General features: G+C 69.7%; 17 protein-coding genes and 2 riboswitches. Of the genes, 9 read left to right on the forward strand and 8 right to left on the reverse strand.

All coding sequences use genetic code 11. From position 1 onward, the window contains the following. Positions 1–114: 114 nt before the first annotated feature. Positions 115–909 (forward strand): hypothetical protein, encoded by a 795-nt coding sequence (locus tag AMYBE_RS0136765; RefSeq protein ID WP_020664395.1) that lies wholly within the window; start codon positions 115–117, stop codon positions 907–909. 117 nt (positions 910–1,026) lie between these two features. Here AMYBE_RS0136765 and AMYBE_RS0136770 read toward each other — a convergent pair whose 3' ends face one another. Both AMYBE_RS0136770 and thiE read right to left on the reverse strand, forming a co-directional pair. Then, on the reverse strand, positions 1,027–2,178 hold the full coding sequence (locus AMYBE_RS0136770; protein WP_425386968.1) for an IS30 family transposase: 1,152 nt from the start codon (positions 2,176–2,178) through the stop codon (positions 1,027–1,029). 185 nt (positions 2,179–2,363) lie between these two features. After that, on the reverse strand, positions 2,364–3,029 hold the full coding sequence (thiE, locus tag AMYBE_RS0136775) for a thiamine phosphate synthase (protein WP_020664396.1): 666 nt from the start codon (positions 3,027–3,029) through the stop codon (positions 2,364–2,366). Between the two features lie 30 nt (positions 3,030–3,059). Next, positions 3,060–3,165: riboswitch (TPP riboswitch) on the forward strand. Here thiE and thiO point away from each other — a divergent pair. The 3 genes from thiO (at position 3,162) to thiG (ending at position 5,205) form a co-directional block, all read left to right on the forward strand. Beyond that, positions 3,162–4,250 carry a glycine oxidase ThiO gene (gene thiO, locus AMYBE_RS0136780; RefSeq protein ID WP_020664397.1) on the forward strand — a complete coding sequence of 363 codons (1,089 nt, stop codon included), beginning with the start codon at positions 3,162–3,164 and terminating at the stop codon, positions 4,248–4,250. (Overlaps the previous riboswitch by 4 nt.) After that, on the forward strand, positions 4,250–4,450 hold the full coding sequence (thiS, locus tag AMYBE_RS0136785) for a sulfur carrier protein ThiS (RefSeq protein ID WP_020664398.1): 201 nt from the start codon (positions 4,250–4,252) through the stop codon (positions 4,448–4,450). The genes thiO and thiS overlap by 1 nt, the downstream gene beginning before the upstream one ends. A gap of 2 nt (positions 4,451–4,452) precedes the next feature. Beyond that, on the forward strand, positions 4,453–5,205 hold the full coding sequence (thiG, locus tag AMYBE_RS0136790; RefSeq protein WP_020664399.1) for a thiazole synthase: 753 nt from the start codon (positions 4,453–4,455) through the stop codon (positions 5,203–5,205). Positions 5,206–5,233: 28 nt separating this feature from the next. Here the strand turns inward: thiG and AMYBE_RS0136795 are convergent, their stop codons facing one another. Beyond that, the gene (locus AMYBE_RS0136795; protein ID WP_020664400.1) at positions 5,234–6,178 is read right to left on the reverse strand and encodes an NAD(P)-dependent alcohol dehydrogenase; all 945 of its coding nucleotides are present in this window, start codon (positions 6,176–6,178) and stop codon (positions 5,234–5,236) included. A 57-nt stretch (positions 6,179–6,235) separates the two neighbouring features. On the opposite strand from AMYBE_RS0136795, the gene AMYBE_RS0136800 reads away from it, so the two are divergent. Further along, complete coding sequence (locus AMYBE_RS0136800; protein ID WP_027928404.1) at positions 6,236–6,856, forward strand: TetR/AcrR family transcriptional regulator; 621 nt, start codon at positions 6,236–6,238, stop codon at positions 6,854–6,856. Positions 6,857–7,057: 201 nt separating this feature from the next. Further along, positions 7,058–7,489 carry a MarR family winged helix-turn-helix transcriptional regulator gene (locus AMYBE_RS0136805; protein WP_020664402.1) on the forward strand — a complete coding sequence of 144 codons (432 nt, stop codon included), beginning with the start codon at positions 7,058–7,060 and terminating at the stop codon, positions 7,487–7,489. Here the strand turns inward: AMYBE_RS0136805 and thiD (AMYBE_RS0136810) are convergent, their stop codons facing one another. Beyond that, the gene (thiD, locus tag AMYBE_RS0136810; protein ID WP_020664403.1) at positions 7,490–8,323 is read right to left on the reverse strand and encodes a bifunctional hydroxymethylpyrimidine kinase/phosphomethylpyrimidine kinase; all 834 of its coding nucleotides are present in this window, start codon (positions 8,321–8,323) and stop codon (positions 7,490–7,492) included. It lies immediately after the preceding gene. Between the two features lie 146 nt (positions 8,324–8,469). Between thiD (AMYBE_RS0136810) and AMYBE_RS0136815 the strand changes: the two genes are divergently transcribed. Further along, on the forward strand, positions 8,470–9,441 hold the full coding sequence (locus AMYBE_RS0136815) for a phosphatidylinositol-specific phospholipase C domain-containing protein (protein ID WP_425386969.1): 972 nt from the start codon (positions 8,470–8,472) through the stop codon (positions 9,439–9,441). Here the strand turns inward: AMYBE_RS0136815 and AMYBE_RS0136820 are convergent, their stop codons facing one another. The 4 genes from AMYBE_RS0136820 to AMYBE_RS0136835 all read right to left on the reverse strand — a co-directional run bounded on the left by AMYBE_RS0136820 (position 9,442) and on the right by AMYBE_RS0136835 (position 12,961). Then, the gene (locus tag AMYBE_RS0136820; protein ID WP_020664405.1) at positions 9,442–9,645 is read right to left on the reverse strand and encodes a hypothetical protein; all 204 of its coding nucleotides are present in this window, start codon (positions 9,643–9,645) and stop codon (positions 9,442–9,444) included. A 16-nt stretch (positions 9,646–9,661) separates the two neighbouring features. Continuing rightward, positions 9,662–10,480, reverse strand: coding sequence for a bifunctional hydroxymethylpyrimidine kinase/phosphomethylpyrimidine kinase (gene thiD, locus AMYBE_RS0136825; protein WP_020664406.1), 819 nt, complete (start codon positions 10,478–10,480; stop codon positions 9,662–9,664). Further along, positions 10,477–12,120: a phosphomethylpyrimidine synthase ThiC gene (gene thiC, locus AMYBE_RS0136830; RefSeq protein WP_020664407.1), complete on the reverse strand. Its 1,644-nt coding sequence runs from the start codon at positions 12,118–12,120 to the stop codon at positions 10,477–10,479. Before thiC ends, thiD (AMYBE_RS0136825) begins: the two co-directional genes overlap by 4 nt. Further along, positions 12,114–12,246: riboswitch (TPP riboswitch) on the reverse strand. (Overlaps the previous gene by 7 nt.) Positions 12,247–12,394: 148 nt before the next feature. Next, entirely contained in the window at positions 12,395–12,961 is a 567-nt protein-coding gene (locus AMYBE_RS0136835) for a peptide deformylase (protein ID WP_020664408.1), read from the reverse strand. A 141-nt stretch (positions 12,962–13,102) separates the two neighbouring features. On the opposite strand from AMYBE_RS0136835, the gene AMYBE_RS0136840 reads away from it, so the two are divergent. Together AMYBE_RS0136840 and AMYBE_RS0136845 are read left to right on the forward strand one after the other, a co-directional pair. Beyond that, positions 13,103–13,411, forward strand: a complete 309-nt coding sequence (locus tag AMYBE_RS0136840; protein WP_020664409.1) for a DUF3263 domain-containing protein — start codon at positions 13,103–13,105, stop codon at positions 13,409–13,411. Continuing rightward, a complete protein-coding gene (locus AMYBE_RS0136845) occupies positions 13,408–14,064 on the forward strand; it encodes a LytR C-terminal domain-containing protein (protein WP_020664410.1) in 657 nt (218 codons plus the stop codon). Before AMYBE_RS0136840 ends, AMYBE_RS0136845 begins: the two co-directional genes overlap by 4 nt. Positions 14,065–14,146: the final 82 nt, after the last annotated feature.

Here is a 14,146-nt window from a genome sequence, read left to right on the forward strand (position 1 = left end):
GCCGAGTATGTCAGGAAAGTGTGAGCTTTAGTCCATCCACTGTGGACAGTCAACGTGGCGTCTCTCACGCTGGGGCAACGAGGGGAGCACCTCAGCCGACTTAATCGTTGAAGGATGCATACGGCCGAGGACGATCAGATCGGGATCATGGGCGAGGAGAAGAAGACCGCGGAGGAGCGGAAGAAGATCCGCATGAGTTCGGTGCTGGCGGCTGCCCTGGCGGCGGTGACCGCGGCACTGCTGGGGTCGACGCTCGGGGTTGCCGGCACGGTCATCGGGGCCGGCGTGGCCAGTGTGGTGAGCACGGTCGGCGGCGAGTTGTACCTGCGGTCGTTCCAGGGGACTCGGCAGGCGGCAAAAAAGGCGATTGCCGGGCGGCGGAGCCGCAGCGGGATCGAGCCGGTGCGCCATCCCGGTTCGCCGAGCGAGGCGCCTACGGTTTACCTGTCCACGGATCCGTCGGAGATGCCGACGGTACGCATTTCCGCTCTTCGTCCTACCAAGCCGGAGCAGGCGGAGACCTTCGGCGAGAAACTGCGGAAGGTGCGCTGGCCGTTGATCATCGGCACCAGCGTGGCGGTGTTCGCGGTCGCGCTGGCGGTGCTGTTCACCTTCGACTTCGGCACCAAGGGCAGCGGGCTGATCGCTCGGCAGCCGGACACCAGCCAGCAGCAGGACACGCATCGCGACAACGCCCCCAGCTCGGCGCCGCAGGCACCGGCGACTTCGGGTTCTCAGCCGCCGGCGTCGACGTCCGCCCCCACTACTACACAGTCGGCTCCGCCTTCGTCCTCGGCTACGCAGGACAAGCAGACGCCCACGTCGTCCAGTCAGCCCTCGTCTTCGGCGGCGACCAGCGGGAGCCAGTCGCCCACCGGCACCGCGCCGCCGTCCAACGCGGGCCAGTGACCTTCTGCCCAGCCCGGAGTTGAGCGTCCGTGAAGGGCCCCTTGAGGGAATCCAAGTCCCGGAAGGGGCCCTTCACGGAACCGGCGGATTCGAGGGGTCGTCGCAACACAGGCTGGATTAGCTGGTTTCGGTGAGGAGTGTAGCGAGGCGTTCGGCTGGGGTGTCCCAGCCGAGCGTTTTGCGTGGGCGGCAGTTGAGCTCTGCGGCGACGGCGGCGAGGTGTTCGGGGCTGTGGAGGGAGAGGTCGGTGCCTTTGGGGAAGTACTGGCGCAGCAGGCCGTTGGTGTTTTCGTTGCTGCCGCGTTGCCAGGGGCTGTGGGGGTCGCAGAAGTAGACGGGGATGCCGGTGGCGATGGTGAATTCGCGGTGTCGGCCCATTTCCGAGCCTTGGTCCCAGGTCAGGGACCGTGTCAGGTGGTCGGGCAGGGTGTGCATGGCGGTGACGAGGGCGTCGCGGACGGCGTCGGCGCCGCGGCCGTGGGGCAGGGGGACCAGGAGCGTGTAGCGGGTGGCGCGTTCGACCAGGGTGGCGATGGCGGAGGCTCCGTCCTTGCCGATGATCAGGTCGCCTTCCCAGTGGCCGGGGACGGCGCGGTCGGCGGCTTCGGCGGGGCGTTCGCTGATCATGACCATGGGTTCGGCGAAGCGGGGCCGGCGGGCTTCGCCGGTGCGGCGGGGTTTGCGCACGGCGCGGCCGGTGCGCAGCGCGCGGTGCAGTTCGCGGCGCAGTTCGCCGCGGCCTTGGACGTAGAGGGCCTGGTAGACGGTTTCGGGGGTCACGTGCAGCTCCGGGCGGTCGGGGTGGTCGCGGCGCAGCCGCTGGCTGATCTGCTCCGGGCTGAACTTCTTGCGCAGCATGCCCTGCACGAGGTCGCGCAGCTCGGGACAGGCCGCGATCTTGCCGGTCTTGGGCCGTTTGCGGCGCGCGTCGGCGCGGGCCTGGGCGGCGTAGGGCCGGTAGCCGCGGCTGCCGGGACGGGCGTTGCGGGCCAGTTCGCGGCTGATCGTGGCGGGATCGCGGCCCAGTTCCCGGGCGATCGCGCGGACCCCGGCCCCTGCCCGGCGCAGGTCGGCGATCGCCAGCCGTTCCTGCTGCGTCAGGAACCGCGACTGCGCCTCGGGGCGGGCATCGGCGACGGGGGCCGGACGCGAGGGCGGGGCCGGCGACCGCACGGCCGTCCGCCCCGCCCGGCTCGGCCGCCCGTGCCGCCACCGGTGCCCGGTCCGCCGGTCGACCCCGACAACCCGGCACGCCTCGACAGTGCCCACGCCTTCCGCCACAAGATCAAAATACCGGCGGCGTTCCGCCGCCAACCTCCCCCGACCCCGCGACGCTGCAACCTCCCGGACCCCCGCCACGGCAACCCCTCAACAACTCAGGCGTTGCAACCACCACTAGAACCCAAGACCCAGGTCCGGTAAGGGGCCCTTCGCGGACTCGGTGCGAGGGGTAGCTAGCCGAGGTGGGCGCGCAGCGCCTGGGCGGCCGCCTTCGGGTCTTCGGCCTCGGTGATCGCCCGGACGACGACGATCCGGTCGGCGCCCGCCGCCAGCACCTCGGGCAGCCGCTCCTGGTCGATGCCGCCGATGGCGAACCAGGGGCGAGTGGCGCCGCTCGCCGCCGTCGACCGGACCAGGTCCAAGCCGGGGGCAGTGCGACCGGGCTTGGTCGGGGTCGGCCAGCAGGGGCCGGTGCAGAAGTAGTCCACGCCGTCCTCCTCGGCGGCGGCCGCGGCCTGTTCGGCCGAATGGGTGGATCGGCCGATCACCACGTCGTCGCCGAGGACGCGACGGGCCAGCGCGACCGGGATGTCGTCCTGGCCCAGGTGGAGCACGTCCGCTCCGACGGCCAGCGCGACGTCCGCCCGGTCGTTCACCGACAGCAGAGCACCGTGCCGGGCGCATGCCTCTGCCAGCACCTCCAACGCGGCGATCTCCTGTTTGGCCTCCAACGGGCTGCCGCCCGTTTTGTCCCGCAGCTGCACGATGTCGACGCCGCCGGCCAGTGCCGCGTCGGCGAACTCGGCGAGGTCGCCGCGGGACGTGCGGGCATCGGTGCACAAGTACAGGCGCGCGTCGGCGAGCCGGGCGCGGATCTGATTTCCGGTCAGGGCAGGCATGGCGGTGACGTTACCCGCGCGCTACGGTGGGGTGGTCCGCACGGGAGCCCGAGGAACGGGCTGAGAGGGAGCTGCCGCTCCGACCGTGGAACCTGATCCGGGTCATGCCGGCGCAGGGAGCGTGATTCCACTGTGAACACAAGCACCACAACCGTCACTGTCGTCGGCGGCGGCGTCATCGGGCTGTCCGCGGCCTGGCGTGCTGCCGCGCGTGGCTGGCGCGTCACCCTCATCGACCCGGATCCGGTGCGCGGCGGCGCATCCTGGGTGGCCGGCGGCATGCTCGCCCCGGTCGCCGAGGCGTGGCCGGGCGAGGAGGACGTGTTCAGCCTCGGCGAAGCATCGCTGCGGCGCTGGCCGGAGTTCGCCCGGGAGCTGGCTGCCGAAGGCACTGATCCGGGGCTGGCCGAGCACGGCACGATCATCGTCGGGTTCGACAGTGCCGACGTCGGGCACCTCGACATCTTCGCCGGGTACCTGCGTTCGCTCGGCCGGGACGTCGAAGCCTTGACCGGGCGTGAAGCGCGGCGGCTCGCTCCGGGAGTCGGCGCGGTGCGCAGCGGTCTGCACGTGCCGGGAGACTTGGCGGTGGACAACCGGAAACTGCTCACTGCGCTCGGCGAAGCGGCTGCCAAACGGGGGGTCGAGTTCCGGCGAGAACGGCTGCGCACCCTCGACGACGTGTCCGGACCGGTGGTTCTCGCCGCGGGAGCGTGGACCGGTCAGCTGCATCCGTTGCTGGAACACGCGGTACGTCCGTTGAAGGGCGAGATTTTGCGGCTGCGCCCGCGTCGCGGCTGCCTGCCGCCGCCGAGGTTCACCGTGCGTGCGATGGTCGAAGGGCGGCCGATCTACCTGGTGCCGCGCGCGGACGGGGAACTGGTTCTGGGCGCGACGCAGTACGAAGCTGGCTTCGATCAGGCGGTCACCGCACGCGGCGTACGCGAGTTGCTGGAGAGCGCGGAGCGAATTCTGCCGGGCATCACGGAGTACGAGCTGGTGGAGATGTCAGCCGGCCTGCGGGCGGGAAGTCGCGACGCGTTGCCCTACATCGGCGAAGTGAGCGAAGGCGTGTACGCGGCGACAGGCCACCACCGCAACGGTTTGCTGATGGCGCCCGTCACTGCGGACGCCGTGGTCGCGTGGCTGTCTGGCGAAGCGCCGCCGGAGGAGACTGTCGCGGCGTCGCCCGTCCGTCTGGTCGATAAGGAGCGAGTCTGATGGAGATCAAGGTCAACGGCGAGTGGCGGGAATTCCCCGACGACAGCACGGTGTCCGCTGTTCTCGACGCGTTGGGCGCGGTCCGCCAGGGCGTCGCGGTCGCGATCAACGGCGAGGTCGTGCGCCGCGGCCAATGGGAAGAAGCGGTAGTGCCGAAGGGCGCGAACCTCGAAGTGCTGACCGCGGTTCAAGGAGGCTGAGCATGGACGACCTGGTCATCGGCGAACACAAGCTGTCGTCGCGGCTGATCATCGGCACCGGCGGCGCGTCGAACCTCGAGGTGCTGGAGCGCGCGCTGGTCGCGTCCGGCACCCAGCTCACCACCGTGGCGATGCGCCGCGCCGACGCCGAGGGCGGCTCCGGCGTGCTGGAGCTGTTGCGGCGCTTGGACATCGAGTTGCTGCCGAACACCGCGGGCTGCCGGACGGCGGCGGAGGCCGTGCTCACCGCGCAGCTGGCCCGCGAGGCGTTGGAAACGAACCTCATCAAGCTGGAGGTGCACGCCGACGACCGCACCCTGCTGCCCGACCCGATCGAGACGCTGGAAGCCGCCGAGCGCCTGGTGGCGGACGGGTTCACGGTGTTCGCCTACACCAACGACGACCCGGTCCTCGCGCTGCGCCTGGAGGAGGCCGGCTGCGCCGCGGTGATGCCGCTCGGCGCGCCGATCGGCACCGGGCTGGGCATCCGCAACCCGCACAACATCGAACTGATCGTCTCGCGCGCGGCGGTGCCGATCGTGCTGGACGCCGGGATCGGCACCGCTTCGGACGCGACGCTGGCCATGGAACTGGGTTGCTCGGCGGTGTTGTTGTCGACCGCGGTCACTCGCGCCGCGGACCCGGAACGGATGGCGTTGGCGATGCGGAGCGCGGTCGAAGCGGGGTATCTGGCTCGCGGTGCCGGGCGGGTGCCGCAGCGGTTCTGGGCGCAGGCTTCCAGCCCGCCTCGGTGACGTACTCGGGAGGGGCGGATTCAGTCCCTCACGAGACCTCGACCACCACTTTCCCGCGCACCCCACCGTCTTCCAGCGCCTGGTGTGCCTTGGCGAGTTCGCTCAGCGGGAAAACCCGATCCACCACCGGCCGGATCGCGCCGGCGGTCACCCATCGGCTCAGCTCGGCGAACAGCTCGGCCTTCGGGTTGCCGCTGAAAAACCGGACCCAGCGCGTGCGGAGCGGCGAATGCGCCGCGAGATAGCCGAGGGTGCGGACCGGATGGTCGAGGTCGAACGAGATCGCGACCATCCGTCCGCGCCGGGTCAGCAGGCGGCGGAAGGCCGCCGGGTCGCTGCCGACCGTGTCGAGGATGACGTCGAACCTCCCGAGCTCGCCCGGATTCCGGTAGTCGAGGGCGACGTCCGCGCCGAGTTCGGTTGCCAGGTCCAGGTTTTTCGCGCTGGTCAGTCCGGTCACGTGTGCGCCCATCGCCTTTCCGAGCTGCACCGCCACATACCCGACGCCGCCGGTCGCACCGCGCACCAGCAGGCGCTCGCCGGGCTTCAGGCGGGCTTTGTCGCGCAGCGCGGTGATCGCAGTGGTGCCGACCGGCAGGGCCGCCGCCCGCACCGGGTCCAGCCCGGCCGGGACGTGGTCGATCCGGTCTGCGGGGACCGCGACGTACTCGGCGGCGGTGTTCATGCTCCGGCCAGCGCCCCACACCAACTCGCCCGGCGCGAACCGGCTGGATCCGGGTTCGACGACCTCGCCGACCAGGTCCAGGCCGATCGTCTTGGGGAAGCGCTTGCCGCTGAACGGAAGCAGCCGGCCGGCGCGCATCGCCAGTTCGCCGCCGTTGACCGACAGCGCACGCATCCGGACGAGAACTTCGCCGGGGGCCGGGACCGGCTTCGGCAGGGTCGTTTCCCGAAGGACTTCCGGCGGTCCGTAGCGGTCGTAGGCGATGGCCCGGATCGAAGTGGAAAGCATGTTCCACTTCTAGCAGAGAAAGTGGAAAGGGTCTTCCGATTAGCCTAAAGTGAGAGTGTGCAAGAAAAATCGACTCGGTTGCGCACCGACGCCGCGCAGAATCGGGCGCAGATCCTCGCGGTCGCCGAACGCGCCTTCGAGACCGAGGGGCTCGGTGTTTCGATGAGCGAGCTGGCGCGCCGGGCCGGGCTGGGCGTGGCGACGGTGTACCGGCATTTCCCGACCAAGGCCGACCTGGTGGCGGAGGCGTTCGCCGAGCCGATGGCCGCGTGCGCCGGGATGCTCGACGAGGCGCTGGCCGACCCGGACCCGTGGCGTGGGTTTTGCCGGGTGGTCGAGGAGATGTGCGCGATGCAGGCAGGCAACAACGGGTTCTCCGCGGCGATCGTGGCCGAGCTGCCGGACCAGGCCGGGTTCGCCGAGCTGAGGGACCAGGCGATGCGGGGGCTCGCGCGACTGATCAGGCGGGCCCAAGAGGCGGGTGCGCTGCGGGCGGACTTCGTCCTGTCCGACGTGCCGCTCGTTTTGCTGGCGAACGGCGGGCTGCGAAGCGCGGGGGAAAACGCGTCGGCGGCGTCCCGCCGGCTGGCGGGGTATCTGCTGCAGTCCTTCCGGGCCGAGTCAGCGGCACCGTTGCCGCCGGCGGCGGACTTGCCGTGGGATGCGTCGGTGCTCTAGCCGGGGCTGCCTGCTCGGCCGCGGCGGCGCGGAGCGGCTCCCCGCTCGTGGCGCCGATCGGGCGGCCAATCTGCGCCAACTAGCCTCCGCCGGTGATTTCGCCCGCGCTTGACGCGGATTGAGCACGGGTACGCCGTATGGTTGACGGAACCCTTTTCCGGCGCACCCAGCGGCGGGCACCAGCGTCAGAAGGAGCCGACCGTGACTCTTTCCCCGGTCCAGGACGTCACCGGGCGGTTGTACCTGGCCGTCGGGCGGCTTTCCCGCTCGTTGCGCCAAGCCGGCGCGCCCGGGCCCGGCCACGGGTCGATCTCGGCGCTCGCCACCCTCGTCCACTCCGGCGAGCTGCGGCTCGGCGACCTCGCCGCGAAGGAAGGCGTCGCGGCGGCCACCATGTCGCGGATCGTGGCGACGCTCGTGGAAGCCGGGTACGTCACCCGCGAGCCCGACCCGGCCGACCGGCGCGCGTGGCTCGCGCGTGCCACCGAGGAAGGCGAACGCCTCGTCTCCGGTGTCCGGTCCACCCGCGTGCAGGAGCTGAACCGTCGCCTCGACCGGCTCACCCCGGAGGCCCGCGCCGCGCTGATCGCCGCGCTGCCCGCACTGGAAGCGCTGATCTCCGACGAGGGCTAGCTAGCGTTCCTCCGGAGCCAGCCGCCAGAACGCGGACACCGGGCCGACCTTCGCGCCCATCGGGTACGAGTGCTCGACCGCCTGCGAGACGAACCACTTGCCATAGCGCGCCGCCTCGACCACCGGCATGCCCTTGGCCAGCCCGGCGGTGAGCGCGGACGCCATGGTGTCTCCCGCGCCGTGCGTGTGCGGGGTCTGCCAGCGCGGGCCCGGCAGCTCGACGAAGGTCGAACCGTCGAAAAGCAGGTCGACGCATTCCGGGTCGGACTGCAGGTGACCGCTCTTCACCAGTACGTACTTCGGGCCGAGCTGGTGCAGCACGATGGCCGCGGCGTGCATGCCTTCGCGGTCGGTCACGGTCATCCCGGTGAGCAGCCGCACCTCGTCCAGGTTCGGCGTCAGCACGGTGGCGCGCGGCAGCAGTTCGTCGCGCAGCGCGGCGAGCCCGCTGTCGTCGAACAACGATTCGCCGGTCATCGACGCGGCGACCGGGTCGACGACGAACGGGATCTTCGCGTCCCGCCCGATCCCGGCCTTGTCGCAGGCCGCGGCGACCGAGTGGATGATTTCCCCGGACGCCAGCATGCCGGTCTTCGCCGCGCCGACGCCCATGTCCGCGGCGACCGCCTCGATCTGGCCGGCCACGATGTGCGGCGGCAGATCCGCGCGGTCGTGCACGCCGAGCGTGTTCTGGACGGTCACCGCGGTCACCGCGACCAGCCCGTGCACGCCGCAGGTCAGGAAGGTGCGCAGGTCTGCCTGCAGCCCGGCGGCCCCGCCGGAATCGGATCCGGCGATGGTGAGCGCGGAGGTCGGGCTCGGGTTCTCAGTCATGTGCGCGTTCCGACTTCTGGTCTGGTCCATTGAGGCAGTTCTGCTTCATCCACAGTCCACCACGATGGCACAGTATGCGTTCGTACCCGTCCGGTGGCGAAGGAGTCAGGGTGAAGCTCACCGCAACGGCGGTTCTCCTCACGGCGATGCTGGCGGTGCCCGGTGTGGCGCACGCGGACAGCCCGAAGCTCTCTCACGTGACCACGGTCGGGGTGCACAACACCTACGACCCGGCCGCCTACCGGTACCTCGCGCAGGCGCTGGACAACGGCTCCTCGCTGCTCGAACTCGACGTCTGGCCGGACTTCTTCACCCACGAATGGAAGGTCAGCCATTCGAGTCCGCTGGGCAACGGCAACAACTGCGTCGACGCGCATTCGGCGGCCGACCTTTACTCCGGCGGGACGAACAAGGACCTCGAATCCTGCCTCGACGACATCCGGATCTGGCTCGGCGCGCATCCCGATCGCCCGCCGCTCACGCTGAAGATCGAGATGAAGACTGGGTTCTCCGCGAACACCGGCCTTGGCCCGCAGCAGCTGGACGCCGCGTTCCGCGACCACCTCGGCAGCGCGGTGTTCAAGCCCGCGGACCTGCTCGGCAGCTACCGCACACTCGACGAAGCGTCCAAAGCGGACAATTGGCCGACGCTGGACGCATTGCGCGGCAAGGTGCTCACCGAGATCATCCCGGGCACCGTCGAGGAAGGGAACCCGACCGACACGCTGCACACCGACGTCGAATACGCCCGGTACCTGCTGGATCAGAAAGCCGCCGGGAAACTGGACTCGGTGCAGATCTTCCCGACCGTGCACGGCGCGGCCGGCGGTGATCCGCGCGACAAGTATTCGGCGGATCAGAAACCGTGGTTCGTCGTTTTCGACGGCGATGCGAGCGAGTGGCTTTCGAAGGCCGGGATGTCCTGGTACGACGACAACCACTACTACGTGGTGATGACGGACGGCCAGAACGTCGCGCCGGCCATCGACGACCACAATCCGACTGTCGAGCAGGCGACCCAGCGCGTGGCCGAGCTGGCGAAGCAGCACGCTTCGGTGGTGACCTCGGACTGGACCGGCCTCACCACCGTGCTGCCCACTGTGGACTCGCGCGGCTAGCTAGAACAGCGGCGGCGGTTTGAGGATCGACTTCCGGTACTCGAACACATCGCGGGCTTCGGCGATCCCCATTCGCGGGGACACGTCCGCTTTGCGCAGCAGCTTGACCGCCGAAGCCGAGCGGTGTTCCTTGACCAGGCCGTCCAGTTCGTGCTGCACCTCAAGCGGCAGCCGCGCCCACATCGCTTCCGGGGTTTCGCTCATCGGGCCAGTGTCGCAGTTATCGCGCGAGCCGCCAGAACGGCGAAACCGGACCGACGCCCGCGCCCAGCGGGTACGCCTCCCGGACGCAGCGTTCGATGAACCGCTTCGCCTCCGCGACCGCGGTGGGCACGTCCGCGCCCTTCGCGAGCGACGAGGTGATCGCCGACGCCATCGTGTCGCCGCCGCCGTGCGTGTTCTCGGTGGCGATGCGCGGGCCGGACAGCTCGACCACCGCTGATCCGTCGGTCAGCAGGTCCATGCAGTCCTCGGCGTCGTAGAGGTGCCCGCCCTTCACCAGCACCCACTCGGAGCCGAACTCCAGCAACGCTTCGGCGGCGGTGTGCTGGCTCGCCGCGTCGGTGACCGTGACGCCGGTGAGCAGCCGGACCTCGTCGAGGTTCGGCGTGATGAGGGTGGCCCGCGGGAACAATTCGGTGCGAATCGCTTCCAGCGCCTCTTCGCGCAGCAGCGCGTGGCCGGTCATCGACGCGGCCACCGGGTCCACCACGAACGGAGTGTCCGTGTGTCGTCCGATGTGGACCTCGTCCAGCGTTTTCGCCACCGCCTGGATGATTTCTGCGGTGGCAAGCATCCCGGTTTTCGCCGCGTCGACGCCCATGTCCTCGGCGACGGCCTTGATCTGCGCGGTGACGACATCCGCCGGGATCTCGGAGAACCCTTGCACGCCAAGGGAGTTCTGCACGGTCACCGCGGTGAGCGCGACCAGCCCGTGCACTCCGTTGGCGAAGAACGTGCGCAGGTCGGCCTGCACGCCCGCACCACCGCCGGAATCGGATCCGGCGATGGTGAGGGCGGTGTGCGGCGTGTCGGTCACTGATTGACCACGGGCAGGTAGACCTTGTTGCCCTGCTCGGAGAACTCCGCGGACTTCTCCGCCATGCCGGCCTCGATGGCCTCCACCGACGACAGTCCGTGCTCCTCGGCGTACTTGCGCACGTCCTGGGTGATCCGCATGGAGCAGAACTTCGGCCCGCACATCGAGCAGAAGTGCGCGGTCTTCGCCGGTTCCGCGGGCAGCGTCTCGTCGTGGAAGGACCGGGCGGTGTCCGGGTCGAGCGACAGGTTGAACTGGTCGTTCCACCGGAACTCGAAGCGGGCCTTGGACAATTCGTCGTCCCAGTCCTGCGCGTACTGGTGCCCCTTGGCCAGGTCGGCGGCGTGCGCGGCGATCTTGTAGGTGATCACGCCGGTCTTCACGTCGTCGCGGTTGGGCAGGCCGAGGTGCTCCTTCGGCGTGACGTAGCACAGCATCGCCGTGCCGTACCAGCCGATCTGCGCCGCGCCGATCGCCGAGGTGATGTGGTCGTAGGCCGGCGCGATGTCGGTCGCGAGCGGGCCGAGCGTGTAGAACGGAGCCTCGCCGGTGAGCTTTTCCTCCAGCTCGACGTTTTCCTTGATCTTGTGCATCGGCACGTGGCCGGGGCCTTCGATCATCACCTGCACGTCGTGCTCGCGGGCGATGTGCGTCAATTCGCCGAGGGTCTCCAGCTCAGCGAACTGGGCGCGGTCGTTGGCGTCCGCGATCGACCCCGGACGCAGGCCGTCGCCGAGGGAGAAGGTGACGTCGTACTGGCGCAGGATCTCGCACAGCTCGGCGAAATTCGTGTACAGGAAGGATTCCTGGTGGTGGGCGAGGCACCAAGCGGCCATGATCGACCCGCCGCGGCTGACGATGCCGGTGACCCGGCGCGCGGTCAGCGGAATGTAGCGCAGCAGCACGCCGGCGTGCACCGTCATGTAGTCGACGCCCTGCTCGCACTGCTCGATCACGGTGTCGCGGTAGATCTCCCAGGTGAGCTTTTCCGGCTCCCCGTTGACCTTCTCCAGCGCCTGATAGATCGGCACGGTGCCGACCGGGACCGGAGAGTTGCGGACGATCCACTCGCGCGTTTCGTGGATTCGCTTGCCGGTGGAGAGGTCCATGATGGTGTCCGCGCCCCAGCGGGTCGCCCACACCATCTTGTCGACCTCTTCCTCCACCGAGGACCAGACGGCCGAATTGCCCATGTTGGCGTTGATCTTCACCAGGAAGTTCTTGCCGATGATCATCGGCTCGGTCTCCGGGTGCTTGCGGTTGGCCGGGATCACCGCGCGGCCGCGCGCGACCTCGTCGCGGACGAACTCGGGCGTGCACCGCTCACGAGCCGCGACGAACTCCATTTCCCGGGTGATCACCCCGGCTTTGGCCCAGCCGAGCTGAGTGCCCGGCTCCCGCCCGTCGGACCAGCCGGCCCGCAACGGGTGCAGTCCATTGTGGACATCGATGGGCACGTCCGGATCGGTGTACGGGCCGGACGTGTCGTATACGTCGAAGTGCTCCCCGTTCGACAGATCGATCCGCCGCGCCGGAACCCGCAGCCCGGATTCGGTCTGGTGGTAAACCTTGTGCGAGCCGGTGATCGGCCCGGTGGTGACGGACGGGGTGATGGCACCCTGGTTTTCCAGCGTCGTCAACGACGTTCACTCCCTACGCCGGCATTACCCGGTCAGGTTCATGCGGTCGGTGACGCCGGACGTCCGCCAGATGGACGCCAGTCACCCTCTCAGCCCGCCAAGGCGCGAGCTCCCGCGTTGGTATTCGGTTGGGGTTGCTCTCCCGACGATGCCACGGCGGCTCGGGTCCGCACAACCCCGCCGCCCGTCTGGCCGAAGGCGTCAACGCCGTGAAGGGAACATTGAGGGACTCAGAGTCCCTCAATGTTCCCTTCACGGACCTTCGGCGAGGGGGTCAGGCGTCCGCCGGTTCCTTCGGCGGCAGCCAGGTCAGGCCGGGGACGCCCCACTTGTTCTTCTTCAGCATCTTCTTCGCGGCGCGCGCGTGCCTGCCGACGAGCCGGTCCAGGTAGAGGAAGCCGTCGAGGTGATCGGTCTCATGCTGCAGGCAGCGCGCGAAGTAGCCGGTGCCCTCGACCTCGATCGGGTTGCCCTCGACGTCGAAGCCGGTCACCTTGGCCCAGCTGGCCCGCCCGGTCGGGTACGACTCGCCGGGAGCGGACAGGCAGCCCTCCCAGTCGTCGTCCGGGTCCGGCATGGTCTCCGGGATCTCGGAGGTCTCCAGCTTCGGGTTGACGACCACGCCGCGGTGCTCGTTGCCCTCGTCGTCCGGGCAGTCGTAGACGAACAGCCGGAGGTCGAGCCCCACCTGGTTCGCGGCGAGCCCCACGCCTTCGGCGGCGTACATGGTCTCGAACATGTCGTCGACGAGAACGCGCAGCTTGTCGTCGAACTCGGTGATCTCGCGCGTCGGGTTGTGCAGCACGGGTTCGCCGGCGATGCAGATGGGAAGGACGGTCACGGACGCCGAGTTTAGTCGGACCCGTCTGCTACACCTGGATCGGACCGTGACGCGCCGGGTCGGATGCCCATGTCGAGCATGGGTTCCGTGATTCAATGACGCCCGCGGAAAGGTAACGCCGACACCGATTGCGAGGACCGCATGGACGCCGCGGAGTCGATGGCTGAAGATCAGCCGTCGCTGCCGGACAATGTCGGTGGCCTGACCGAGCGCGAGCTGGACATCCTCGCGTTCGAGCGGCAGTGGTGGCGCCACGCCGGGGCGAAGGAGAACGCCATCCGGGAGCGCTTCGGGCTGTCCTCCACCCGTTACTACCAGCTGCTCAACCTGCTGCTGGCCAAACCGGAAGCGGTAGCTGCCGACCCGATGCTGGTCAAGCGGCTGCGCAAGACGCGCGCCGCCCGCCAGCGCAAGCGCGGGGCCCGCCGGCTGGGGATCGAGCTGTCATGAGCATCTTTTCGGGACTGTCCCGGCCCCTGCGGGCCGCGGGCGTCGCGCTGATCGGGATCGCCGTGGCCGCCGCCGTCGTGGGCGGGGTCACCCTGCTGAACACCGGGGGCGAGCAGAACACCGGTGCGTCTGCGCCGTCGTCCACGCCGGGCGGTGGTGAATCGGCGACTCCGGCGCCGGGTTCGTCCTCGGCGCCGTCTTCGCCCGCTTCGTCGGCCCCCGCGTCCTCGGCACCGGCCTCGTCGTCGGCCGCGTCGTCCGCTCCCGGCCAGCCGGGCCAGCCGGGCCAGCCCGGTCAGCCGGGGCAGCAGCCCGGACAGCCGGGCCAGGCCGGTCCGGACCAGCAGGCCACGAACAAGTGGGTCACCCTGCGGGTCTACAACAACTCGCTGATCAAGGGCCTGGCCGAACAGGCCGCCGCCGACTTCCGCGGGGCGGGCTGGAACGTCGTCGAGGTCGGCAACTACGCGCAGGGCAACATCCCGACGACCACGGCGTACTTCCGCCCGGGCACCGACGAGGAGGCCGCGGCGCGGCAGCTGGCGAAGGAGTTCGGGTTCCAGGCGCAGCCTCGGTTCGACGGGATCCAGAACTCCAGCCCCGGTGTCATCGTGATCGTGACGAAGGACTACCAGCCTCGGCACGGAAGCTGACGTCTGCCACGGGAAGCCCGCGCTACGGCGCGGGCTTTTTCGCGGGCTCGGCGAGCATCGCGGCGGCCTGCTCACGGTGAAC

The organism is Amycolatopsis benzoatilytica AK 16/65 (assembly GCF_000383915.1).
Classification (GTDB): Bacteria; Actinomycetota; Actinomycetes; order Mycobacteriales; family Pseudonocardiaceae; genus Amycolatopsis; species Amycolatopsis benzoatilytica.